The sequence below is a fragment of the Bradyrhizobium cajani genome (assembly GCF_009759665.1).
GTDB lineage: Bacteria > Pseudomonadota > Alphaproteobacteria > Rhizobiales > Xanthobacteraceae > Bradyrhizobium > Bradyrhizobium cajani.
Window position 1 is genome coordinate 1 of the sequence record NZ_WQNE01000022.1, and the last position, 20303, is coordinate 20303.

19 protein-coding genes and 1 pseudogene are annotated in these 20303 nt (G+C 65.4%); 9 read left to right on the forward strand and 11 right to left on the reverse strand.

The window, feature by feature from the left end; all coding sequences use genetic code 11:
* Positions 1 to 487 precede the first annotated feature (487 nt).
* Complete coding sequence (locus tag GPL20_RS24065; RefSeq protein ID WP_008551638.1) at positions 488 to 694, forward strand: cold-shock protein; 207 nt, start codon at positions 488 to 490, stop codon at positions 692 to 694.
* Positions 695 to 804: 110 nt separating this feature from the next.
* On the forward strand, positions 805 to 1005 hold the full coding sequence (locus GPL20_RS24070) for a hypothetical protein (protein WP_157332254.1): 201 nt from the start codon (positions 805 to 807) through the stop codon (positions 1003 to 1005).
* A 12-nt stretch (positions 1006 to 1017) separates the two neighbouring features.
* Here the strand turns inward: GPL20_RS24070 and purN are convergent, their stop codons facing one another.
* Both purN and purM read right to left on the reverse strand, forming a co-directional pair.
* Positions 1018 to 1674, reverse strand: a complete 657-nt coding sequence (purN, locus tag GPL20_RS24075; RefSeq protein ID WP_157332256.1) for a phosphoribosylglycinamide formyltransferase — start codon at positions 1672 to 1674, stop codon at positions 1018 to 1020.
* Entirely contained in the window at positions 1674 to 2747 is a 1074-nt protein-coding gene (purM, locus tag GPL20_RS24080) for a phosphoribosylformylglycinamidine cyclo-ligase (protein WP_157332258.1), read from the reverse strand. The genes purN and purM overlap by 1 nt, the downstream gene beginning before the upstream one ends.
* Positions 2748 to 2903: 156 nt before the next feature.
* On the opposite strand from purM, the gene GPL20_RS24085 reads away from it, so the two are divergent.
* From GPL20_RS24085 to ppx, 4 genes are all read left to right on the forward strand, one after another.
* On the forward strand, positions 2904 to 3446 hold the full coding sequence (locus GPL20_RS24085) for a CDP-alcohol phosphatidyltransferase family protein (protein WP_254125233.1): 543 nt from the start codon (positions 2904 to 2906) through the stop codon (positions 3444 to 3446).
* 115 nt (positions 3447 to 3561) lie between these two features.
* Entirely contained in the window at positions 3562 to 4239 is a 678-nt protein-coding gene (locus GPL20_RS24090) for a P-loop NTPase family protein (protein ID WP_254125231.1), read from the forward strand.
* A 144-nt stretch (positions 4240 to 4383) separates the two neighbouring features.
* A complete protein-coding gene (locus GPL20_RS24095) occupies positions 4384 to 6576 on the forward strand; it encodes an RNA degradosome polyphosphate kinase (protein ID WP_167533192.1) in 2193 nt (730 codons plus the stop codon).
* A gap of 15 nt (positions 6577 to 6591) precedes the next feature.
* Positions 6592 to 8094, forward strand: a complete 1503-nt coding sequence (ppx, locus tag GPL20_RS24100; RefSeq protein ID WP_347340041.1) for an exopolyphosphatase — start codon at positions 6592 to 6594, stop codon at positions 8092 to 8094.
* 4 nt (positions 8095 to 8098) lie between these two features.
* Here ppx and GPL20_RS24105 read toward each other — a convergent pair whose 3' ends face one another.
* From GPL20_RS24105 to ndk, 4 genes are all read right to left on the reverse strand, one after another.
* Positions 8099 to 9280 carry a PepSY-associated TM helix domain-containing protein gene (locus tag GPL20_RS24105; RefSeq protein ID WP_246250890.1) on the reverse strand — a complete coding sequence of 394 codons (1182 nt, stop codon included), beginning with the start codon at positions 9278 to 9280 and terminating at the stop codon, positions 8099 to 8101.
* 6 nt (positions 9281 to 9286) lie between these two features.
* Complete coding sequence (locus tag GPL20_RS24110; protein WP_157332496.1) at positions 9287 to 11218, reverse strand: TonB-dependent receptor; 1932 nt, start codon at positions 11216 to 11218, stop codon at positions 9287 to 9289.
* A 788-nt stretch (positions 11219 to 12006) separates the two neighbouring features.
* Complete coding sequence (locus tag GPL20_RS24115) at positions 12007 to 12867, reverse strand: TerC family protein (RefSeq protein WP_254125227.1); 861 nt, start codon at positions 12865 to 12867, stop codon at positions 12007 to 12009.
* 44 nt (positions 12868 to 12911) lie between these two features.
* Positions 12912 to 13334: a nucleoside-diphosphate kinase gene (ndk, locus tag GPL20_RS24120; protein WP_128925319.1), complete on the reverse strand. Its 423-nt coding sequence runs from the start codon at positions 13332 to 13334 to the stop codon at positions 12912 to 12914.
* Positions 13335 to 13647: 313 nt separating this feature from the next.
* Here ndk and GPL20_RS24125 point away from each other — a divergent pair, with 313 nt between their 5' ends.
* From GPL20_RS24125 to GPL20_RS24130, 3 genes are all read left to right on the forward strand, one after another.
* Positions 13648 to 13905 carry a sulfur globule protein precursor gene (locus GPL20_RS24125; protein WP_157332260.1) on the forward strand — a complete coding sequence of 86 codons (258 nt, stop codon included), beginning with the start codon at positions 13648 to 13650 and terminating at the stop codon, positions 13903 to 13905.
* Between the two features lie 213 nt (positions 13906 to 14118).
* Positions 14119 to 14292: a hypothetical protein gene (locus tag GPL20_RS38945; protein ID WP_167533184.1), complete on the forward strand. Its 174-nt coding sequence runs from the start codon at positions 14119 to 14121 to the stop codon at positions 14290 to 14292.
* A 56-nt stretch (positions 14293 to 14348) separates the two neighbouring features.
* Positions 14349 to 16208: an ABC-F family ATP-binding cassette domain-containing protein gene (locus GPL20_RS24130; protein WP_157332262.1), complete on the forward strand. Its 1860-nt coding sequence runs from the start codon at positions 14349 to 14351 to the stop codon at positions 16206 to 16208.
* 159 nt (positions 16209 to 16367) lie between these two features.
* Here the strand turns inward: GPL20_RS24130 and GPL20_RS24135 are convergent, their stop codons facing one another.
* The 5 genes and pseudogenes from GPL20_RS24135 to GPL20_RS24155 form a co-directional block, all read right to left on the reverse strand.
* Positions 16368 to 17333, reverse strand: a complete 966-nt coding sequence (locus GPL20_RS24135) for a tripartite tricarboxylate transporter substrate binding protein BugD (protein WP_157332264.1) — start codon at positions 17331 to 17333, stop codon at positions 16368 to 16370.
* Positions 17334 to 17460: 127 nt separating this feature from the next.
* Positions 17461 to 17634, reverse strand: a pseudogene (locus tag GPL20_RS24140) (HlyD family type I secretion periplasmic adaptor subunit); the annotation flags it as partial.
* A gap of 36 nt (positions 17635 to 17670) precedes the next feature.
* Positions 17671 to 18156, reverse strand: coding sequence for a hypothetical protein (locus GPL20_RS24145; protein ID WP_157332266.1), 486 nt, complete (start codon positions 18154 to 18156; stop codon positions 17671 to 17673).
* 177 nt (positions 18157 to 18333) lie between these two features.
* Positions 18334 to 18786 (reverse strand): DNA polymerase III subunit chi, encoded by a 453-nt coding sequence (locus tag GPL20_RS24150; RefSeq protein ID WP_157332268.1) that lies wholly within the window; start codon positions 18784 to 18786, stop codon positions 18334 to 18336.
* Positions 18787 to 18792: 6 nt separating this feature from the next.
* Positions 18793 to 20292 (reverse strand): leucyl aminopeptidase, encoded by a 1500-nt coding sequence (locus GPL20_RS24155; protein ID WP_157332270.1) that lies wholly within the window; start codon positions 20290 to 20292, stop codon positions 18793 to 18795.
* Between the last annotated feature and the right edge of the window lie 11 nt (positions 20293 to 20303).

Here is a 20303-nt window from a genome sequence, read left to right on the forward strand (position 1 = left end):
GCCGACATCATCACGACGAGCGCCAACACCATTGCGACCGCGGCCGCGACCCGGCGGACGCAGTTCAGCCCGATCGTCTGCCGTGTCCCTGAAGGCTGCGCAGTGCAGCACATGACGACAAATCCCGAAGCAAAATGGCGGCGCGCAAAAATGCAACACGCGCGGCGCACGCATGCGGCGATTTGCGCCGAACTGTCACGGAGGGTCAACCGGCTGGCACCTCCAGACAAGGGGGATTGCTCCTGATTGTGGTTCTGCTGCCACAGGTCGCAAATTGCACGCGGTGACAGCCGACCCGGTCTTGAAATTCGCGCTCTGCTTGCTAACGCGCGATTTTCATGTTGCAATATCTCACACAATCGGAATTGGCCGCTCGGCTGTGCGTTTCGCGACGTTGAGACTCGAACAGACTTACGGAAGCCCGTTTGTGGCGTGGCACGCGAAAAAGCGGCCGCGTCTTTTTTGTATCTAGTGGAGGAGATGAGCGATGCCGCAAAAGGGCACCGTCAAATGGTTCAACCCGACCAAGGGCTATGGGTTCATCAAGCCGAACGGCGGCGACAAGGACGTGTTCGTCCACATCTCGGCCGTCGAGCGCGCCGGACTCTCGACCCTCAACGAGAACCAGGTGGTTGAATATGACCTCGTGGAGAACCGCGGCAAATCGTCCGCGGAGAATCTCAAGGTCTCCTGATTTCTCTCAAAGCCAAGCGCGAGAGATCATGACGTTGCCCCCGGCTCTGCCGGGGGATTTTGTTTGTATTGAATGATACAAGAAGGAAATCTGCTCTGGAGCAGAAGACTGTGACCACCAAACAACCGCCGAAGACGACTAAAGAGCACCACCCTCCGGCTTCGGAGCACGATGCTCCGCGCGCCCGCTTCGAGGTGAATACTGCTTTCGACGTCTTCGGCTCAGAATTTCCGGATGAGACCTTCGCAGGCGTATTCGATCAGCCTCGTCCAACCTACAAAGGGCACGATTGGGAATTTCGCGGCTTATGAGCCGAGCAAGGCCTATCGACCGACCACTGGCGCAACCAAAAAATTCTCCGACGCAGAGCTTCCGGCTGTCTTGCACACGTCGCCCTCGATCCGGACCTTGCCCGTGGCGAGCAAGCGCAGCGCCTCGGGATAGATGCGGTGCTCGACCTCGAGGATGCGCTCGGACAGCGTATCCGCCGTGTCGTGATCGCTGACGGGGACCGCGCCCTGCATCACGATCGGGCCGGCGTCGGTCTCGGGAATGACGAAGTGCACCGTCGCACCGGACAGTTTGACGCCGGCGCGCAGGGCCTGGCCGTGCGGGTCGAGACCGGGAAAGGACGGCAGCAGTGACGGGTGGATGTTGAGCATCCGCCCGTACCAGGCCCTGGTGAACTCCGCCGTGAACAGGCGCATGAAGCCGCCGAGACAGATCAGCTCGATGCCGTGCTCGTCGAGCGCTGCCTGCAGCACCTTCTCGAAGCCGGCGCGGTCCTTGCCGAACGGCTTGCTCTCGATCACCTGCGTGTTCACGCCGCTCGCCCTGGCCCGTTCGAGCCCCAGGGCATCGGCCTTGTTCGAGATGACGAGCGAAATCTCCGCCGGGAAATCCGCAGCAGCAGCGGCCCTGATCAGCGCGGCCATATTGGAGCCGCGACCGGAAATCAGGATGGCGACACGACGCTTCATCACTGCGCCAGGTCGAGGTGGCCGTTATAGACGACGCGGTGCTCGCCCTCGGCCGGGATCACGGTGCCGAGCTGGGCCACCGTCTCGCCGGCGTCGGTGAAGACCTCGACCACCTTGTCGACCTTGTCCGGCTCGACGATCGCGATCATGCCGATGCCGCAGTTGAAGGTGCGCAGCATCTCGAGCTCGGCGATGCCGGCCTGCGCGGCCAGCCATTTGAACACCGGCAGCACCGGCAGGCGTGCCAGATCGATGCCGACGCCAAGATGCTTTGGCAGCACGCGCGGAATGTTGTCGGTGAAGCCGCCGCCGGTGATGTGGGCGAGCCCCTTCACCGCGCCGGTTTCGCGGATCGCACGCAGGCAGGATTTGACGTAGAGCCGCGTCGGCGTCAGCAGCGCGCCGCCCAGCGTCATCACGGGGGCGAATGGCGCTTGCACCTCGAAGCCGAGCCCGGATTGTTCCACGATCTTGCGCACCAGCGAGAAGCCGTTGGAGTGCACGCCCGACGAGGCGAGGCCGATCACGGCATCGCCCGCGGCGATGTCCTTGCGCGGCAGCAGCGTTCCCCGCTCCGCGGCGCCGACGGCAAAGCCGCCGAGGTCGTAGTCGCCGTCCTTGTAGAGGCCGGGCATCTCGGCGGTCTCGCCGCCGATCAGGGCACATCCGGACTCCCGGCAGCCTTCCGCGACGCCGGCGACGATCGCCGCGGTCGCCTCCGGATCGAGCTTGCCGCAGGCAAAATAGTCGAGGAAGAACAGCGGTTCGGCGCCCTGCACCACGAGGTCGTTGACGCTCATGGCGACGAGGTCGATGCCGATCCCGCCATGCAGGCCGGTCTCGATCGCGATCTTGACCTTGGTGCCGACGCCGTCGGTGGCGGCGACCAGGATGGGGTCCTTGAAACCGGCCGCCTTGAGGTCGAACAGGCCGCCGAAGCCGCCGATCTCGGCGTCGGCGCCGGGGCGTGCGGTGGCGCGCACCATCGGCTTGATCAGGTCGACCAGGCGGTTGCCCGCGTCGATATCGACGCCTGAATCGGCGTAGGTGAGGCCGTTTTTGCGGTCGGTCATGCCCGATTTCCAGTGGGTTTGCGGCTGGTTACGTCGAATTCCGGGGACGCGCAATGGCTCGCATGGCGCACCTCCGTATACTATGTAGAGATATCAACCGGTTCAGCCTCGAAGGGGGCCGGATTCGAGGTCAGGCCGGGTGCCGGGAAGCGCCGCGTGAGTATTCCGAACATCATTACCCTGGGCCGCATCATGCTGGTCCCGATCATCGTCTGGGCCATCGTGTCGAGCCAAATGGAGGTGGCCTTCGCCGTCTTCCTGATCGCCGGCATCAGCGACGCCGTCGACGGCTTCCTGGCCAAGCGCTTCAACATGCGCAGCGAGCTCGGCGCCCTGCTCGATCCGCTCGCCGACAAAGCGCTGCTGGTGTCGATCTACCTGGCGCTCGGCATCTGGGGCGACATCCCGCGCTGGATCGTGATCCTGGTGGTCTCGCGCGACATCATGATCGTCACTGCGGTGATCGTCTCCTGGCTGTTCGACAAGCCGGTCGAGATGAAGCCGTCGAAGGTGTCGAAGCTCAACACGGCGGCCCAGGTGGCCTATGCGGCACTCGTGCTCGCCTCCCTCGCCTTCGGCTTCAACCCGGCGCCCTATGATATGATCCTGATGGGCCTCGTCACCGTCTTCACGCTCTCTTCCGTATCGCTCTACCTCGTCGAGTGGCTGCGGCACATGAGCACGATCGAAGCCAAATGAGCGCGAGGCAGGCGCGATAGCGGCTGCGGAACGGCCCCGCAAAAGGCCAACTCGCGTCCGAATAGGTCGAATCATTTCGAGCAAGGCCGGTCCGCCGGCACGGAGTACAGCAAGCGTGGCAGGCCGCGTTCATCCCCGACAATTGGCATTTTCGCTCCCGCATGCGGAGAGCCGGAGCCGGGACAATTTCCTCGAAGGCCCTGCCAACGCCGCCGGCCTCGCCTTGATCGACAGCTGGCCGGAGTGGCCGAACCGGATCATGTGGCTGGCCGGTCCGGAAGGCAGCGGCAAGAGCCATCTCGCCGCGATCTGGGCCGAGGATGCCGGCGCCCGCTCGACCACTGCCATCGGGCTGACCTCGGAAGCCGTCCCAGGCGCGCTCGCCACCGGGGCGCTGGTGGTCGAGGATCTCAAGGCCAGGGAGTTCGACGAACGCGCCCTCTTCCATCTGATGAACCTCGCCCGCGAGGACGGTGCCTACGTCCTCCTCACTGGACGCGTGGTGCCGGCGTCGCTCGAGATCGAGCTCCGCGATCTGCGCTCGCGGCTGCGCGCGGTCCCGGTGATCTCGCTGCTGCCGCCCGACGACCAGCTGTTCCGGGGCCTGATCGTCAAATTCTGCGCCGACCGCCAGCTCACCGTCGACGAAACCGTGGTCAGCTACCTCGCCACCCGCCTGGAGCGCTCGTCGGCTGCCGCCCGGCAGGCCGTGGAACTGCTCGACAGCGAGGCCCTGCGGCTCGGCCGCCCCGTCACCCGGGCGCTGGCAGCCGAGCTGCTCCGGGACGCCTGACCCGCCCGCGGGCGCTCCAAGGCCGCTTGACGCGGCGGGGCGGCGGAACATCAATGTCATCGAAACGTCATCGCTCTAACACATGCTCCCGCCGGTTTTGCGTATAAGTCGCAAATTGGGGCGAACTGGATGGACCGACTTCTGATGGACTCTGCGCAAGCCGTTGAAATCAAAGAAAAAGCTCCGGAAGCCGAAGGCTTGCCGGCGATCGCCTCCAGCCCCGAGCGATTCATCAACCGCGAGCTGTCCTGGCTGCATTTCAATCGCCGCGTCCTGGAGGAATCGGTCAATCCCAGCCATCCCATGCTGGAGCGGGTGCGCTTCCTGTCGATTTCAGCGAATAACCTCGACGAGTTCTTCATGGTGCGCGTCGCCGGCATCAAGGCCCAGGTGCGCGAGGGCATCGCCGAACGCGCCCCTGATGGCCTGACGCCATCCGAGCAGCTCGCGCTGATCAATCGCACGGTGTCCCAGCTTGCCTCCGACCAGCAGGCGATCTGGCGCGACTTGCGCGGCACGCTCGCCGAGGTCGGCATCGTGCTGGTCGACGGCAAGGACGTCACCAGGGCGGAACGGACCTGGATCGAGGACTACTTCCTCAACAACGTTTTCCCGCTGCTGACGCCGCTCGCGATCGACCCGGCCCATCCCTTCCCGTTCATTCCGAGCCTCGGCTTCACCATCGCGCTCCAGCTGACGCGCGAGGCCGACGGCAAGCAGATGAACGCGCTGATCCGCATGCCCGGCAAGATCGACCGCTTCATCCGCCTGCCGGTTGACGGCAAGGCCGTCCGGCTGATCACGCTGGAACAGGCCACCGCCCTGTTCATCAACCGCCTGTTCCCCGGCTACAGTCTGCATGGCCAGGGCGCATTCCGGATCATCCGCGACTCCGAGCTCGAAATCGAGGAAGAGGCCGAGGATCTCGTCCGCCTGTTCGAGACCGCGCTGAAGCGGCGCCGCCGCGGGTCGGTGATCCGGCTCGAGATCGACGCCAAGATGCCGGAGGAGCTGCGCAGCTTCGTGCAGCACGCGCTGTCGGCTGCCGACGACGAGGTCTTCCTGGTCGATGGCGTGCTCGCCATGAACGAGCTCTCGCAGCTCACCCGCCTCGACCGGCCCGACCTCGAATTCACCCCTTACGTGCCGCGCCATCCCGAGCGCGTGCGCGAGCATGGCGGCGACATCTTTGCCGCGATCCGGCAGAAGGACCTCATCGTCCATCACCCCTACGAATCCTTCGACGTGGTGGTGCAGTTCCTCCAGCAGGCCGCGCGCGATCCCGACGTCGTCGCGATCAAGCAGACGCTCTACCGCACCTCCAACAACTCGCCGATCGTGCGCGCGCTCGCCGAAGCCGCCGAGGCCGGCAAGTCCGTCACCGCACTGATCGAGCTGAAAGCTCGCTTCGACGAAGAGGCGAACATCCGCTGGGCGCGCGACCTCGAACGCGCCGGTGTGCAGGTCGTCTACGGCTTCCTCGAACTGAAGACGCACGCAAAACTCTCGATGGTGGTACGCCGCGAGGGCGGCAGCCTCACGACCTACGTCCATACCGGCACCGGCAACTATCATCCGGTGACCGCGCGCATCTACACCGACCTCTCCTACTTCACCTCGGACCCGACCATCGGCCGCGACGCGGCGCGGGTGTTCAACTTCATCACCGGCTATGCGGCGCCGAGCGATCTGGAAAAGATGGCGGTGTCGCCGCTGACCCTGCGCAAGCGCATCATCGAGCACATCCAGGGCGAGACCGCGCACGCGCGGCACGGCCGTCCCGGCGCGGTCTGGATGAAGATGAACGCGCTGGTCGACCCCGACATCATCGACGCGCTCTACGAGGCCTCGCAGGCCGGCGTGCAGGTCGAGCTGGTGGTGCGCGGTATCTGTTGCCTCAGGCCCGGCATTCCCGGCCTGTCCGAGAACATCCGCGTCAAGTCGATCATCGGACGTTTCCTGGAACACGGCCGAATCTACTGCTTCGGCATGGGCCAGGGCCTGCCGAGCGCGAAAGCGGCTGTGTATATCTCATCGGCCGACATGATGCCGCGCAACCTCGACCGCCGCGTCGAGGTGCTGTGTCCGCTGCAAAATCCCACGGTGCATCAGCAGGTTCTCGAACAGATCATGGTCGCGAATCTGAAGGATAATGAGCAGAGCTGGCAGTTGTTGCCGGACGGGTCCTCAACGCGTATGAAGACCGCGAAGGGCGAGGAGCCTTTCAACGTCCACAACTACTTCATGACAAATCCGAGTCTGTCTGGCCGTGGAAAGTCGCTCAAGGAATCCTCGCCGCGCCGTCTCACGCGCCGGAACGAACGTCATCAGCCCTGATCCGGGATTCTCGACGTGAAGCGGCCGCGTAAGCGCGGCTCGAGCGTCGCGGTCATTGATATCGGCTCCAACTCGGTCCGTCTCGTCGTCTACGAGGCGCTGGCGCGCAGCCTCATCCCGATCTTCAACGAGAAGACGCTGTGCGGCCTCGGGCGCGAGGTGCAGAGCACGGGCCTGCTCGCGCCCGACGCCGTCGACAAGGCGCTGACCTCGCTCAAGCGCTTTCGCGCGCTGTGCCGCGTGATGCAGGTCGGGCGCGTCTTCGCGATCGCGACAGCCGCCTGCCGCGATGCCTCCAACGGCCCCGATTTCATCGCGAAGGCCGAGCGCATCTGCGCCGTGCAGATCGAGATCCTGTCAGGCCCGCGCGAGGCGCGGCTGTCGGCGCTCGGCGTGATCTCCGGCATCCACCGCCCCGACGGCATCGTCGGCGATCTCGGCGGCGGCTCGCTCGAACTGATCGACGTGCGCGGGAACAGCGTGCGCAGCGGCGTGACGCTGCCGCTCGGCGGCCTCGCGCTCCAGGACCTCGCGCACAAATCGCTCAAGCGCGCCGACCGCATCGTCCGCGAAGCGATCGACGAGGTGCCGCAGTTCGCCGCGGGCCGCGGCCGCACCTTCTACGCCGTCGGCGGAACCTGGCGCGCGCTCGCGCGCATCCACATCATCCAGAGCGGCTATCCGCTCCAGGTGATGCACGGCTATTCGATCTCGGCCGCCGAGGCGCTCGACTTCTCTCGCAGGTTACGGCGGCTCGCGGCCGCCGACATGCTCGCCGACATCGAGATCGTCGCCGATGCGCGCCGCCCGCTCCTCACCTATGCCGCCCTGGTGCTCGAGCACATCATCCGCGTGGCGAAGCCCAAGACCATCGTGTTCTCGACCTTCGGCGTGCGCGAGGGTCTCTTGCACGAGAAGCTGGCGGAATCCGAGCGCAACAAGGACGGACTGATCTGCGCGGCGGAAGAGCTCAACCAGCTCCTGTCGCGCTCGGCCAAGCACGCGCGCGAGCTGATTGCCTGGACCGACCGCCTGGCGCGCGTGGTGAAGCTGCGCGAGACCGAAGAGGACCGCCGCCTGCGCCACACCGCGTGCCTGCTGTCCGACATCGGCTGGCGGGTGCATCCCGACCACCGCGGCGAGCAGACGCTGAGCCTCGTCGTCAACGCCAATTTCGGCGCGATCACCCACACCGAGCGCGCCTTCGTCGGCCTGTCCGTGTTCTACCGCTACGCGGGCCTCAGCGAGGAAAACCAGCCGCCCCTCACCGTGCAGGAATTGCTGACGCCGGCGCAGCTCGAACGCGCCCGCCTGCTGGGCGCGGCGTTCCGCGTCGCGCATCTGATCTCGGCGGCGCGTCCGGGTGTCTTGCCCGCCACGCATTTCCGCAGCCAGAGCCGCAATCTGATGCTGGTGTTCGAGCATCGGCTCGGCGACCTCGTCGCCGACCGCGTCGGCAGCCGATTCAAGCAGCTTGCCCGCCTGGTCAGCCGCTCCGGCTCGATCGTGCGGCGCTAACCCTTTAGCCGGGTCCCATCCTCCTGGGACGTCTCTTGAGCCACATCATCAAGCCGCTGACGAACAGGACAAGTGGCGCGAAGCCGGCTGCGAACACCAGCAGGCGCCCTGCGAATCCGAACGTCGCACCGTTGTGGAGCCAGAGCTGTTCGGCCAGATAGCGGTCCCCCATCGACATGGCGCCCGGCGTGCGGTCGTGCACCACTGCACCGCTCCACGGGTCGAGCCAGATCGCCCCACGCGACCGTACGGCGGGATCAGCACCATCAGGACGGAACTGCACCCGCCAAGTGTTGCGCGTTGCGGTTGGCGGGTTGAGCATGGCGATCGTCGCACCGGGTTTGGCCTCCTGCGCGCGTTGCGTGATCGCGTCGGGTGAGAGCAGCGGCGTCCCTGCCGGAGGCGGCACTTCGACCCGCGGCGAGCGATCGGGCGTCGGTTGCGACAGAAGGCCAACGATGGGCCGCACCAGATCGGGAAAGACGATGCCGACGCCGGTGATTGAGATCAACAAGAGCACGGACAGCGCCCAAAAGCCGGCCGCGCTGTGAACGTCCAGAACAAATCGAAGCAGCGAGACGTTCTTGCGCACCGAGACCGATCGCCAGAATCGCCCCGGCTTCGGCCACCACAGGAACAGGCCTGAGACCGCCAAACCGAGCAGCACGAACCCGGCTGCGCCGACCAGCTCCTTGCCCCAGAACTCATAGAGCAAGAGCGTAAAATGGAGACGATAAATCTTGAGCGCGAACGCGTTGGCGTAGTCACGCCGCCCGAGCACTTTCCCGTTCGAAGGATCGACCATGGTCGTCCACCGGTTCGGGTAGCTGCCTGGTGCGGTTTCGTGCGCATGGATCACGATCCAAACCGGCCAGGTCCGGTCCGGCGCCAGGATCGTGGCAATCGGCGCCGGATCCGCTGCCGCCGCGGCGCGCATCACCCCGCTCAATGTGACTCGTTGTTCCGGGCCCGCCGGGGTGTATAGCGCCGGGTTCAGTGCGGCATCGATCTCGCGGTAGAAGACGATGAAGCTTCCCGTGAGGCCTATCAGCACCACGACGACCCCGCCGATCAAACCGAACCATCGGTGAGCCCACAGCAGCCCGCGCCGCACCCGCCCGGACATCATTCTGGGTCGGGCGGGCGCGAAGCTGTCTTGCCGTGGCGCCCTGATTGTTTCGTCCATTCTGGCTCAGAAATCGGTCGACATCGACAAGAGCAGGGTTCGCGGTGCGCCTTGCGCCAGTGCGGAGAAGCTCGCGACGCCAGCCCAGTAATTGGTATCGAACACGTTCTGGACGAGAGCGCGAACCGTGACGGGCCGATTGTTGATGCGCGTGTTGTAGCGCGCGCCCAGATCGAGCCTCGTCCAGGCCGGAACGACCTGTGTGTTCGCCCCATTCAGATATTGGTGCCCGGTATAGATGGTGTTTGCGACCAGCGTCAGTCCGGGTGCGAACGGGGTATCCCATTCGGCGGACAGATTGGCTTGCACCTCGGGCACGCCGATCGGCGTCTTGCCGAGATTGGCCAGCGTGTTCGTCTTCGTCAGCTCCGCGTCGATCAACGTCACCCCGCCAAGAACGCGAATGCCCGGCTGCACTTCTCCGAACACGGTGAATTCCACGCCGCGATTGCGCTGCTCCTGATCGGCCCGGAAGACGTTGTCGGCACCCACTTGTCCCGACGGCTTGGTGATCTCGAACAGGCTGACCGTGGTCGCGAGCATGCCGAAGTCGACTTTGACGCCTGCTTCCTTCTGCTTGCTGAAATAAGGCGCAAGGACTTCTCCCTGATTGGCCGCCGTCGACGGCGCGACATCCCCCTTGCTCAGCCCTTCAATGTAATTGGCATAGAGCGAAACGTTGCTCCAGGGCTTGACGACCACGCCGACCATCGGTGTGTACGCGGTCTGGTCGTAGGCGGAGGTCACGGCTCCCGTGGTGGTGTTGTAGTTGTTCGACTTGACGCCCTGTTGCCTGACGCCGAGGGTCAGCTGAAGTCGCTCCTGGAAGACCGACATGGTGTCTGCCAGCGCAAGGCCGGTCAGCTCGGTGTCCGACAGCCTCGGCACGGTCGCGGGGGCCGGAACGAGCTGCTGGGGACGGGCGATCGGCGCATAGATGTTGGACAGCACCGGCGTGCCGTTCACCGAGCCTCGCGAGATCTCGTCCGTATAGTAGCTGCCCTGGAAGGTGACGGCGTGACTGATCGCGGCGGTGTCGAACCGGGCGCGCACCCCGGCGTCGGCGACGTTCCGGTCGATGTCGAATTTGAAGTGTCCCGGCGTCGACGTGGTGTTGCCGGCCGCGTTCAGGATCGTCGGCGTACCAAACAGACGATCGACCTGGGTCCTGCCGCCACCACCGTCGGCGAAGACCGTGACGGAATCCGTCACATCATATTCGGCGCGCGCCAGCAGCGAGTTGTCGTGAACCTTGGCCCATTCCCAGGCCTGCGTGACATTGCGCCGCCCGACCGGCGCGGTCGGGACGGCTACGCCCGTTGCGACCAGGAACGGCCTCGTGGGCGCGTCGAACTTTTCCTCCTGATCGATGAAATCGAGCGAGGCTCTGAACTTCTCGCCGCGATAGTCGAACGCCGCGGAACCGACATGCGCCTCGCGGGTCTGGTTGTCCAGCGGCGTATCGCCGTTGTGATAGCTGCCATTGACGCGAATCCCGAACTCGCGGTTCTCGCCGAACCGTCGGCTCACGTCGAGATGCGTGCCGAGCTGGGAGTTCGTCGCGTAGTCGGTCGTGACCCGTGTGAGATCGACGTCCCCGGCACGCTTTGGAACGATGTTGATGGTGCCGCCGACACTGCTGTTTGGGGCCATGCCGTAAAGCAGCGCCGTCGGGCCTTTGATGATCTCGATGCGTTCGACGTAATCGGTGAACACGCGGTAGTTCGGTGCAACGCCGTAGACGCCGTTGAAGGCGATCTCTCCGACATTGCCCTCTCCGATCGGAAAGCCGCGGATGAAGAAGGAGTCGAAAATACCGCCGGGCTGGCTCGCTAAGCGGACCGAGGGATCGTTGGTGACGACGTCGGCGATCGTAACGGCCTGTTGATCTTCGATCTTCTTCGCCGTGTAGCTCGTGATGTTGAACGGCGTATTCATGAAATCCTTGTTGCCCAAGAGGCCGACCTGGCCTCCGCGGGCGACCTGCCCGCCTGCATAGGACGGCGGAAGTGCGCCCGGCCTCGCAGCCGTGGGGGCCGCTTCCGTCTGCAACTTGGCTCGCTCGTTCGCCGGCGAACCCTGGCGGTCCGCCCTTCGGCCTGGATTGGATCGTGGACGTGCGCGCTGCTTTGGCGCGTCTGCGGTGACCGTCACCGCCGGCAACGTGGCCGCCCGCTCCGCCTCCGTCGCAGCGCTTTGCGCGTTGCTGCGGTGTAGGAAGCCGTCGCCGAACAGGGCGATGGAGACGACAGAGGCCGCGAAAGCCGTCGGCCTGTGGAACCTGGGACGTGATTTGACCGGAGCGGCAAGAATAGCAACGGGACGGCAAATGACTCTCGACGGCATTTCTCAACAGCTTCCGGTTTGGCAGGAACAAGGATTGCTGCGACCTGCCGCGGGAAGAGCCGCCGAGTCAACAAAAGCGCCTTTATTTTCAGTAGTTTAGAATGAGACAAAGTCTAAATCGCGCGGAGGTTGCGAGCGCTGGGGATCACGGCACGAAGTGCCGAACCGCAACTGTTCGCTACCGCTCCAAGGGCGAGTTTGCTGTGAGGTGCAGATGCTTGCCCGCGTCGTCCGGCCACCCGCCGCTCATCAAGCGATGGTGCTTTCGTCGATGACGACCGGTTCAGTTGGGATGGCTGTCGCAACGTGCGCCGGAATGATCGCGCGCGAGACCTCTCCCCACCGGGAAGAGGCACGCAAGACAAATCATCCCGTCGCGATCACTCCGCCGACGCCTTGGCGTGGCGCTCGGAGGATTCCAGCGCGGCCTGGCTCAGGCTGCGCTGGCGCCAGATGAAGCCGACGACCAGCACGACGACGACCCCGAGAAGCGCGCAGAGATATTCGCCGCCCCCGCCGCCATGGGTGAATTGTGGCGGGATGCGCAACGCGCCGAGCATGTTGTCCAGCGAGGCGCCGAACGGACCGTCGAACAGCGAGTGCAGCTTCGGCGCGATGCCGGGATCGGTCGCGATCACCTCGCCCGCGATCCAGCCGAGCAGCGCCGCGCCGGCCCAGACCAGCACCGGCAGCTTCGCCAGCAGCGCCATGATCAACGCCGCGCCGGCGACGATCAGCGGCACGCTGATGGCAAGGCCGAGGATCAGCAGCGGCACGCTGCCATTGGCGGCGGCGGCCACGGCGATGACGTTGTCCAGGCTCATGACAATGTCGGCGACCACAACGATCTGGATGGCGTGCCACAGATGCGAGGCGGATTCGACGTCGTCCTCGTCCTCGTTTTCCGGCACCAGGAGCTTTGCCGCGATCACGATCAGCGCGAGACCGCCGACCAGCTTGAGGTAGGGCAACTCCATCAGGCTCGCGACGATGCCGGTGAAGATGATCCGCAGCATCACCGCGGCGCCCGCACCGAAGATCATGCCCCAGAGCCGGTGCCGCGGTGACAGGCCGCGGCAGGCGAGCGCGATCACCAGCGCGTTGTCGCCGGAGAGCAGGATGTTGATCCAGATGATCTTGCCGACCGCAATCCAGAAGGTCGGTTCGGCCATCTCACTGCGGAACTGGATGAAGAACGCCCCTATCGTGGCGGGATCGAAGATCTGCCAGAGCCAGTTCACAATGAGTCCTTTCGCCCCGTCGTCCTAACCTGTCGGCTGATGGATCAGCCGACGATCTCGTTGCCCGAGAAGAACTGCGCGATTTCGATCGCGGCCGTCTCCGGGGCATCCGAGCCGTGCACCGAATTCTCACCGATCGACTTTGCGTAGAGCTTGCGGACGGTGCCCTCGGCCGCCTTGGCCGGATCGGTCGCGCCCATCACCTCGCGATATTTGGCGATCGCGCCCTCGCCTTCCAGCACCTGCACGACGACCGGGCCCGAGGTCATGAAGTCGACGAGCTCGCCGAAGAACGGGCGCGCCTTGTGGACGGCATAAAAGGTCTCGGCCTGGCCCTTGGTCATGCGGATGCGCTTCTGGGCGACGATGCGCAGGCCCGCCTTCTCGATCACGGCGTTGACCGCGCCGGTCAGGTTACGCTCGGTCGCGTCGGGCTTGATGATCGAGAAGGTGCGTTCAATCGCCATGATCTTGTCCTTGAGGGAAACCGGGTGGTTCGGAGTTGCGGGGCTTATATCGGCGCCTTTGCCGGACGGCAAGCGACCGCCGGAACGGCCTCACAGGCGCTTCGCCGCAGGGCCGAGGCCTCGGGGGATTCGGCATGGATTACCGCGATTTCACCCAGATGAACCTATTCTGAAGCCCGCATCAGGGTTTGGTTCAGCCTCGCCGGGATAGGGTGAGAGCCATCGAAACGAAAGCCTGCTCATGAAGCGGCCCGTTTCGGCGGCCCTTCCATCGACGCGACAGGCCCGCGCCGGCACTCTTGAGGAGATCACCATGTTGAGGAAAGTTTCGCTTGCCGCCATCGCCGCGGTCGCGCTGGGTGCCGCGGTGGCGCCGACCTCCGCCTCCGCTCACTGGCATGGCGGTGGCTGGCACGGCGGCGGTTGGCACGGCGGCCATCACGGCTGGGGCGGACCGCGCTTCTATGCCCGAGGCCCCGTCGTTTCTTACGGATATGGCGGCTGCTACGTGCGCCGGCTGGTCCCGACCCCCTGGGGACCCCGCTGGCGGATGATCAACCGCTGCTACTGAGCCCGACAGCACCTTCTTAGGGTACCCAGCCCCAGGGTGCCTTCCAAGCGAAGCCCCGGCGTTCCCCCTGCGCCGGGGCTTCGTATTTAAGCGGATAGACGCGAATTCATACAATTTTCACTAGAAGGCCCGGCAATCCCCGCGAGGGGCGAAACCAATTTGGGGGTCAATGACTTGGTATCGTGTCCTTACTTCGAGAACACGGAACCCGCGATGGCTGGCCTTTTTGCCAATGACACCGAACAGATCGACCGGCGCACCAGCCGCTCGATTTGCGATGCCGTGGGCGAGCGGCTCCAGCAGAGCCTCCGTCCCGAGCCCCGGCTCCCGACGCATCTCGAATATCTTCTCAACGAATTGAAGAAGCGCGATCTCGACACGCACTGACCGGCCGCCCCCGAAAAACGGGTTGCGTTTGATCCCGGCTGCGGTGACAAGGCCGCATGCTGTCCATCACCGACCTCTCCATCCGCCTCGCCGGACGCCTTCTGATTGACCAGAGTTCCGTGCAGATCACACCCGGATCGCGCGTCGGCCTGGTTGGGCGTAACGGCACCGGCAAGTCGACGCTGTTCAAGGTGATCCGCGGCGAGCTCGCGGCCGAGCACGGCTCGGTGACGCTGCCGCCGCGCTGGCGCGTCGGCAGCCTCGCGCAGGAAGCCCCGAACGGCCCCGAAAGCCTGATCTCCGTCGTGCTCAAGGCCGACCTCGAACGCGACGCGCTGCTCGCCGAGGCCGAGCGTGCGATCGATCCACACCGGATCGCGGAGATCCAGACCCGCCTCGTCGACATCGACGCGCATTCGGCGCCGAGCCGCGCGGCCGCGATCCTCTCCGGCCTCGGCTTCTCCGCCGCCGATCAGGAGCGGCCCTGCGCCGAGTTCTCCGGCGGCTGGCGCATGCGCGTCGCGCTGGCTGCGACGCTGTTCGCCGCGCCCGACCTGCTGCTGCTCGACGAGCCCACCAACTATCTCGACCTCGAAGGCACGCTGTGGCTCGAAGACCATCTCGCCCATTATCCGCGCACGGTGATCGTGATCAGCCACGACCGCGACCTCTTGGAAAGCTCGGTCGACCAGATCCTGCATCTGGAGCGCGGCAAGCTCACGCTCTACAAGGGCACCTATTCCTCCTTCGAGGAGCAGCGCGCCGCGCGTGAGCTGCTCGATGCCAAGCAGGTCAAGCGCCAGGAAGCCGAACGCGCGCGCCTGCAAGCCTTCGTCGACCGCTTCAAGGCCAAGGCGTCGAAGGCGCGCCAGGCGCAGTCCCGCGTGAAGATGCTGGAGCGGCTGAAGCCGATCACGGCGCTGGTCACCGAGGACGTGCGCGAGATCAGCTTTCCCGCGCCGGAGAAGATCCTGTCGCCGCCGATCATCGCGGCCGACAACGTGTCGGTCGGCTATGACCCGGCCAGCCCCGTGCTCAATCGCGTCACCCTGCGCATCGACAATGACGACCGCATCGCGCTTCTCGGCGCCAACGGCAACGGCAAGTCGACGCTGGTCAAGCTGCTGGCGGGGCGCCTCGCGCCGTTCTCGGGCAGAGTGACGCGCGCGGACAAGCTGTCGATCGCCTATTTCGCCCAGCACCAGCTCGACGAGCTGAACGAGGACGCCTCGGCCTACGATCACGTCCGCAAGCTGATGGGCGATGCGCCCGAAGCGAAAGTGCGCGCGCGCGCCGGCGCGATCGGCTTCTCCGGCAAGGCGGCCGACACCAAGGCTGGCAAACTGTCCGGCGGCGAGAAGGCGCGGCTCCTGCTCGGACTTGCGACCTTCTTCGGCCCCAACATGATCATCCTGGACGAGCCGACCAACCATCTCGACATCGACAGCCGCGCCGCGCTCGCCGAGGCGATCAACGAATTCCCCGGCGCCGTGATCATGGTCTCGCACGACCGCTACCTGATCGAGGCCTGCGCCGAGCGGCTCTGGATCGTCGCAGACCGTACCGTGACCAATTACGACGGCGATCTCGACGAGTATCGCCGCCTGGTGTTGTCCACACGCAACGCGGACGACCCGCGAGAACGCAGTCCCGCGAGCGAGAAGCCGCAGCGCCCGAGATCGGACAATCGCGGCTCGCTGAAGAAGCGCATCGCGGAGGCCGAAGCCGAGATCGCCCGCGTCAGCGAGATCATCAGCAAGATCGACACGGCGCTGGCCCTGCCCGACATTTTCACCCGCGATCCCAAGCAGGCCGCGCAGCTGTCGAAGGCGCGCGCCAATGCCGCCGACGCGCTGGCGCGTGCCGAGGAGCAGTGGCTCGAGGCAAGCGCGCAGTTCGACGAGGCGGCGGGGTAGCCCGCCGCGCGGCCGGCTCAATCAAATTCGGAAAAACAACCCCATGCACAGTACCGGTATTTTGCTGCCTGCACATTAGCCATTGAGCTGGTTGCTCTTTCCCGATCCACCGGCGTCACTCGAGGTGGCGTCTTCGGCGCAATTTTCGCACCTCCGGGCTCAGTCCGCGTATTGCCCGGCTGCCTTGATGATCGGCGCCCAGCGGTCGATTTCACTCGCCAGCATCGCGCCCAAGGCCTCGGGCGTCGCCTTGTCCTGCGGGACTGGCTCCGTGTTGATGTCGTTGAAGCGGGCGATCAGCGTGGGATCCTTCAGCGCCGACTGGAGCGCCGCCGTCAGCTTCTGAACGACCGCCGGCGGCGTGCCCTTGGGGGCATAGATGCCGTGCCAGACGCCGAGTTCGAAACCTTTGAGACCGGCCTCGTCGGCCGTCGGCAGATCGGGCAGGCTCTTCAGTCGCTCCCTGGTGGTGATCGCATAGGCCTTGACCTGCTTGGCGGTGATCGGGCCGGTGGTGTTCGTCGCCTGGTCGCAGGTGAGATCGATCTGCTTGCCGAGCAGATCGTTCATGATCGGGCCGTTGCCCTTGTAGGGCACGGTGGTGAGCTGCTTCTGGATCGCCGTCATGAACAGCATGCCGCACAGATGCGATGCCGCTCCAAGGCCGGCATTGGCGTAGGTCAGCTTGTCGCCCTGCTGCTGGGCGTAGGCGACCAGTTCCTTGAGCGTGTTGGCGGGGAAATCCGGCCGCGCGATGATGGTCATCGGTGCGTTGGTCACAAGCCCGATCGGCGCAAAGGCCGTCTTCGTGTCATAGCTCAAATTGCGGTACAGCGTCGCGGCGGTCGAGATGCCGACATGATGGATCAGCAGCGTGTAGCCGTCCGGCTGCGCGCGCGCGGCGCGGGTCGCGCCGATGGTGCCGCCGGCGCCGGTCGCGTTCTCGACGATGACCTGCTGTCCCAGCGATTTCGCCATGCCCGCGGCGGTCAGGCGCGCGATGGTGTCGGTCGGTCCCCCGGCGGCGAATGGCACCAGCATGGTGATGGGCCTCGCCGGATAGTCCTGGGCGACGGCCGCGCCGAGCGGCAGAAGCAGCGCCGAGATGATCGCGATGAACCGCATACTTTCCTCCAGTTTTTTGTGGCTCCATATGAGCGCATTCCGGGCCGCGCGGCCATCGGGAAAGTGACTTCATCGGAGTGTTGCGGCGGCTGGATCGCAAGAATCTACAGCGCCATCCCAGCTACCGCTACCGCATGATCCGGTGCCGGTAGCGCTGCAATGGCGACAGCAGATAGCTCAGGATGGTGCGTGAGCCGGTCCTGATCTCCACCGTCACCGCCATCCCCGGTGACAGGCTGACGAGGCGGTCGTCCACCTGCATCTGGGTGCGATCGAGCGAGATGCGGGCGCTGTAGCTAAGTCCGCGCGGCATCCGGGGCACGCGCAAGCAAGACGCTTACGCCGGCTTCTTCTTCGGCTTCGGCTTTGCCCCCTTCGGCACGACCGGCGCTTCGGGCACGCCTTCGATCGAGGACAGTCGACCGGAGGTGAACGTGTAGATGCCCGCGCGCGGGCCGGTCGTCCAGGTCACCACGGTAACGCGGCGGCCAGCGGCATCGTTGGAGAGGTTGACGGTCGAGGGCGCGCCGATGCCGCGCACCACGTCACATTCGGTGTGGCCGAGCGCGACCGTGCCGCCCATCGGCGCCGTCGTCGAGGCATTGGCATCGGCCGGACCGGGCGGCGGCGCCATGCCGGGACAGGCGCCGTCGGCGCTGACCAGATCCTCGGCCCCGACCGGTTTGTCGGGAGTCAGCGGCGGCGATTCGATCGAGATGTTCTTGATGAAGAGACGGCCGGGTCTCTGGAACCATTCGGCATCCTTCGACAACAGATCAGAGGCGCCCGAGCAGCCCGCGACAAGCGGTGCTACGGCAGCCAACACAACTATGAGCGAGCTGGGAAGCTTTTGATGTCGCACGATAAACCAAATTCCCCGCGTGAAGGACCAGCCCTAAGCGATTGTCCCAACATCCCTTTGCGGCACGAAGGTGGCCAAGAAGGAGACCAGGACCAGCCTTGCCCGAAAAGTACAAATTATCATTAATTGCGAACGACGCTAATTCCGCCGCTGCCACCGGCCCCGCTCGTCGGCCTGCCAATAGGTGACATCAAATCCGCGCGCCTTGCAATCCGTCCAGGCGCTGCGGGCGAAGGCGAGCGCGTCCGGATCGTCGCCGTTGAACAGCAGCACCATGCGTTCATAGCCCTGCGCGTCCTGCGGCAGCGCGGCATTGTCGATCAGGAAGCGGACAGCGGCGCCGTTGGGATTGTCCTCCTCGACCGCCAGCACGATCGGCTGATCGGCGGCATCGTTCACGCGCCATGTCGCATGCGGCAGGAAGGAATCGTCGCGATAAGTCCATAGATGGGCGTCGAGCGCGTCGGCGCGCTCCGGCGAGGTCGACTGCACCACGACGCGCCAGCCGCGCTCCAGCGATTTCTCCAGAAGCGGCGGCAACACGTCCTCCACCGTCTTGTTTTGCAGATGGTAGAACAGCACTTCAGTCATCTTGGGTCATTTGCGCTCGTAATGATCTGCCACCAGACGATCCAGGAGGCGGACGCCATAGCCGCTTCCCCAGCTCTGGTTGATGTCGGTCTTCGGCGCGCCCATGGCGGTGCCGGCGATGTCGAGATGCGCCCAGGGCGTACCGTCGACGAAGCGCTGGAGGAACTGCGCCGCGGTGATCGAGCCGCCATGCCGGCCGCCGGTGTTCTTCATGTCGGCGAACTGGGAATCGATCAGCTTGTCGTATTCGGGGCCGAGCGGCATGCGCCAGACCTTCTCCCCGCTCTCGATGCCGGCCGCCAGCAGCCGGTCGGCCAGCTCGTCATTGTTGGAGAACATGCCGGCATGCTCGGTGCCGAGCGCGACCATGATGGCGCCGGTCAGCGTTGCCAGATCCACCATGAATTTCGGCTTCACCTTCTTCGCCACGTACCAGAGCACGTCGGCGAGCACGAGGCGGCCTTCCGCATCGGTGTTGATGATCTCGATGGTCTGGCCCGACATCGAGGTGACGATGTCGCCCGGCCGCTGCGCATTGCCGTCGGGCATGTTCTCGACGAGGCCGATGGCGCCGACGACGTTGACCCGCGCTTTACGCGCCGCAAGTGCGTGCATCAGGCCGACGACACAGGCAGCGCCCCCCATGTCGCCCTTCATGTCCTCCATGCTGCCGGCCGGCTTGATCGAGATGCCGCCGGTGTCGAAACAGACACCCTTGCCGACGAAGGCGACGGGGGCCTCGCCTTTCCGTCCGCCGTCCCAGCGCATGATCACGGTGCGGCTCGGCCGCGCCGAGCCCTGGCCGACGCCGAGCAGCGCACCCATGCCGAGCTTGTTCATCGCCTTGACGTCGAGCACCTCGACCTTGACGCCGAGCTTGCGCAGCAGGCCCGCGCGACGCGCGAATTCCTCGGGGTAGAGCACGTTCGGCGGCTCATTGACGAGGTCGCGCGCGATGATCACGCCGTCGGCGACGTGACCGGCCGAGGCAAACGCCTTCTTCGCGGCTGTGGCATCACCGACCGCAAGCGAGACGTCGGCGCGCAAGCCGCCCTCCTCGCCGTCCTTCTTCTTCGTCTTGTAGCGATCGAACCTGTAGCCGCGCAGCCGCAGGCCAGAGGCGATCGCGACCGCCTGCTCGCTCGTCATGGCGCCGTCGGGCAGTTCCGCCATGATGGTCATGGCAGCGGTTCCGGCGGGAAGCTTGCTTGCCGCCACGCCGCCGAATTTGAGGAAGTCGCTGGCCTTCAGGCTCGCCGCCTTGCCGGCGCCGATCACGATCAGGCGAGTGGCCTTCACCCCCTCCGGGGCCAAAATGTCCAGCGCGGCGCCGCTTTTGCCCTTGAAGGCGGCGGCGGAAGCCGCCCGCTTCACGAGCCCGGTGGCATCGCCCAGCGCCTTGGCCGTGGCCGGACCGACCTTCAGGCTGTCGTCACAGAACACAACCACGATGCCACGGGGGGCGGCAGAGAGCGGGACGAAGCCGACCTTGATGGCATCGGACATTGATAACTCCT

Bases quoted from the DNA above. Each gene is read 5' to 3' on its own strand.
- GPL20_RS24155 (WP_157332270.1), bottom strand. From the start codon at position 20,292: ATGTCCGATGCCATCAAGGTCGGCTTCGTCCCGCTCTCTGCCGCCCCC.
- ndk (WP_128925319.1), bottom strand. From the start codon at position 13,334: ATGGCGATTGAACGCACCTTCTCGATCATCAAGCCCGACGCGACCGAG.
- GPL20_RS24105 (WP_246250890.1), bottom strand. From the start codon at position 9,280: ATGGACGAAACAATCAGGGCGCCACGGCAAGACAGCTTCGCGCCCGCC.
- GPL20_RS24095 (WP_167533192.1), top strand. From the start codon at position 4,384: ATGGACTCTGCGCAAGCCGTTGAAATCAAAGAAAAAGCTCCGGAAGCC.
- GPL20_RS24150 (WP_157332268.1), bottom strand. From the start codon at position 18,786: ATGACTGAAGTGCTGTTCTACCATCTGCAAAACAAGACGGTGGAGGAC.
- purN (WP_157332256.1), bottom strand. From the start codon at position 1,674: ATGAAGCGTCGTGTCGCCATCCTGATTTCCGGTCGCGGCTCCAATATG.
- GPL20_RS24125 (WP_157332260.1), top strand. From the start codon at position 13,648: ATGTTGAGGAAAGTTTCGCTTGCCGCCATCGCCGCGGTCGCGCTGGGT.
- GPL20_RS24065 (WP_008551638.1), top strand. From the start codon at position 488: ATGCCGCAAAAGGGCACCGTCAAATGGTTCAACCCGACCAAGGGCTAT.
- GPL20_RS24110 (WP_157332496.1), bottom strand. From the start codon at position 11,218: ATGAATACGCCGTTCAACATCACGAGCTACACGGCGAAGAAGATCGAA.
- GPL20_RS24130 (WP_157332262.1), top strand. From the start codon at position 14,349: ATGCTGTCCATCACCGACCTCTCCATCCGCCTCGCCGGACGCCTTCTG.
- purM (WP_157332258.1), bottom strand. From the start codon at position 2,747: ATGACCGACCGCAAAAACGGCCTCACCTACGCCGATTCAGGCGTCGAT.
- GPL20_RS24135 (WP_157332264.1), bottom strand. From the start codon at position 17,333: ATGCGGTTCATCGCGATCATCTCGGCGCTGCTTCTGCCGCTCGGCGCG.
- GPL20_RS38945 (WP_167533184.1), top strand. From the start codon at position 14,119: ATGGCTGGCCTTTTTGCCAATGACACCGAACAGATCGACCGGCGCACC.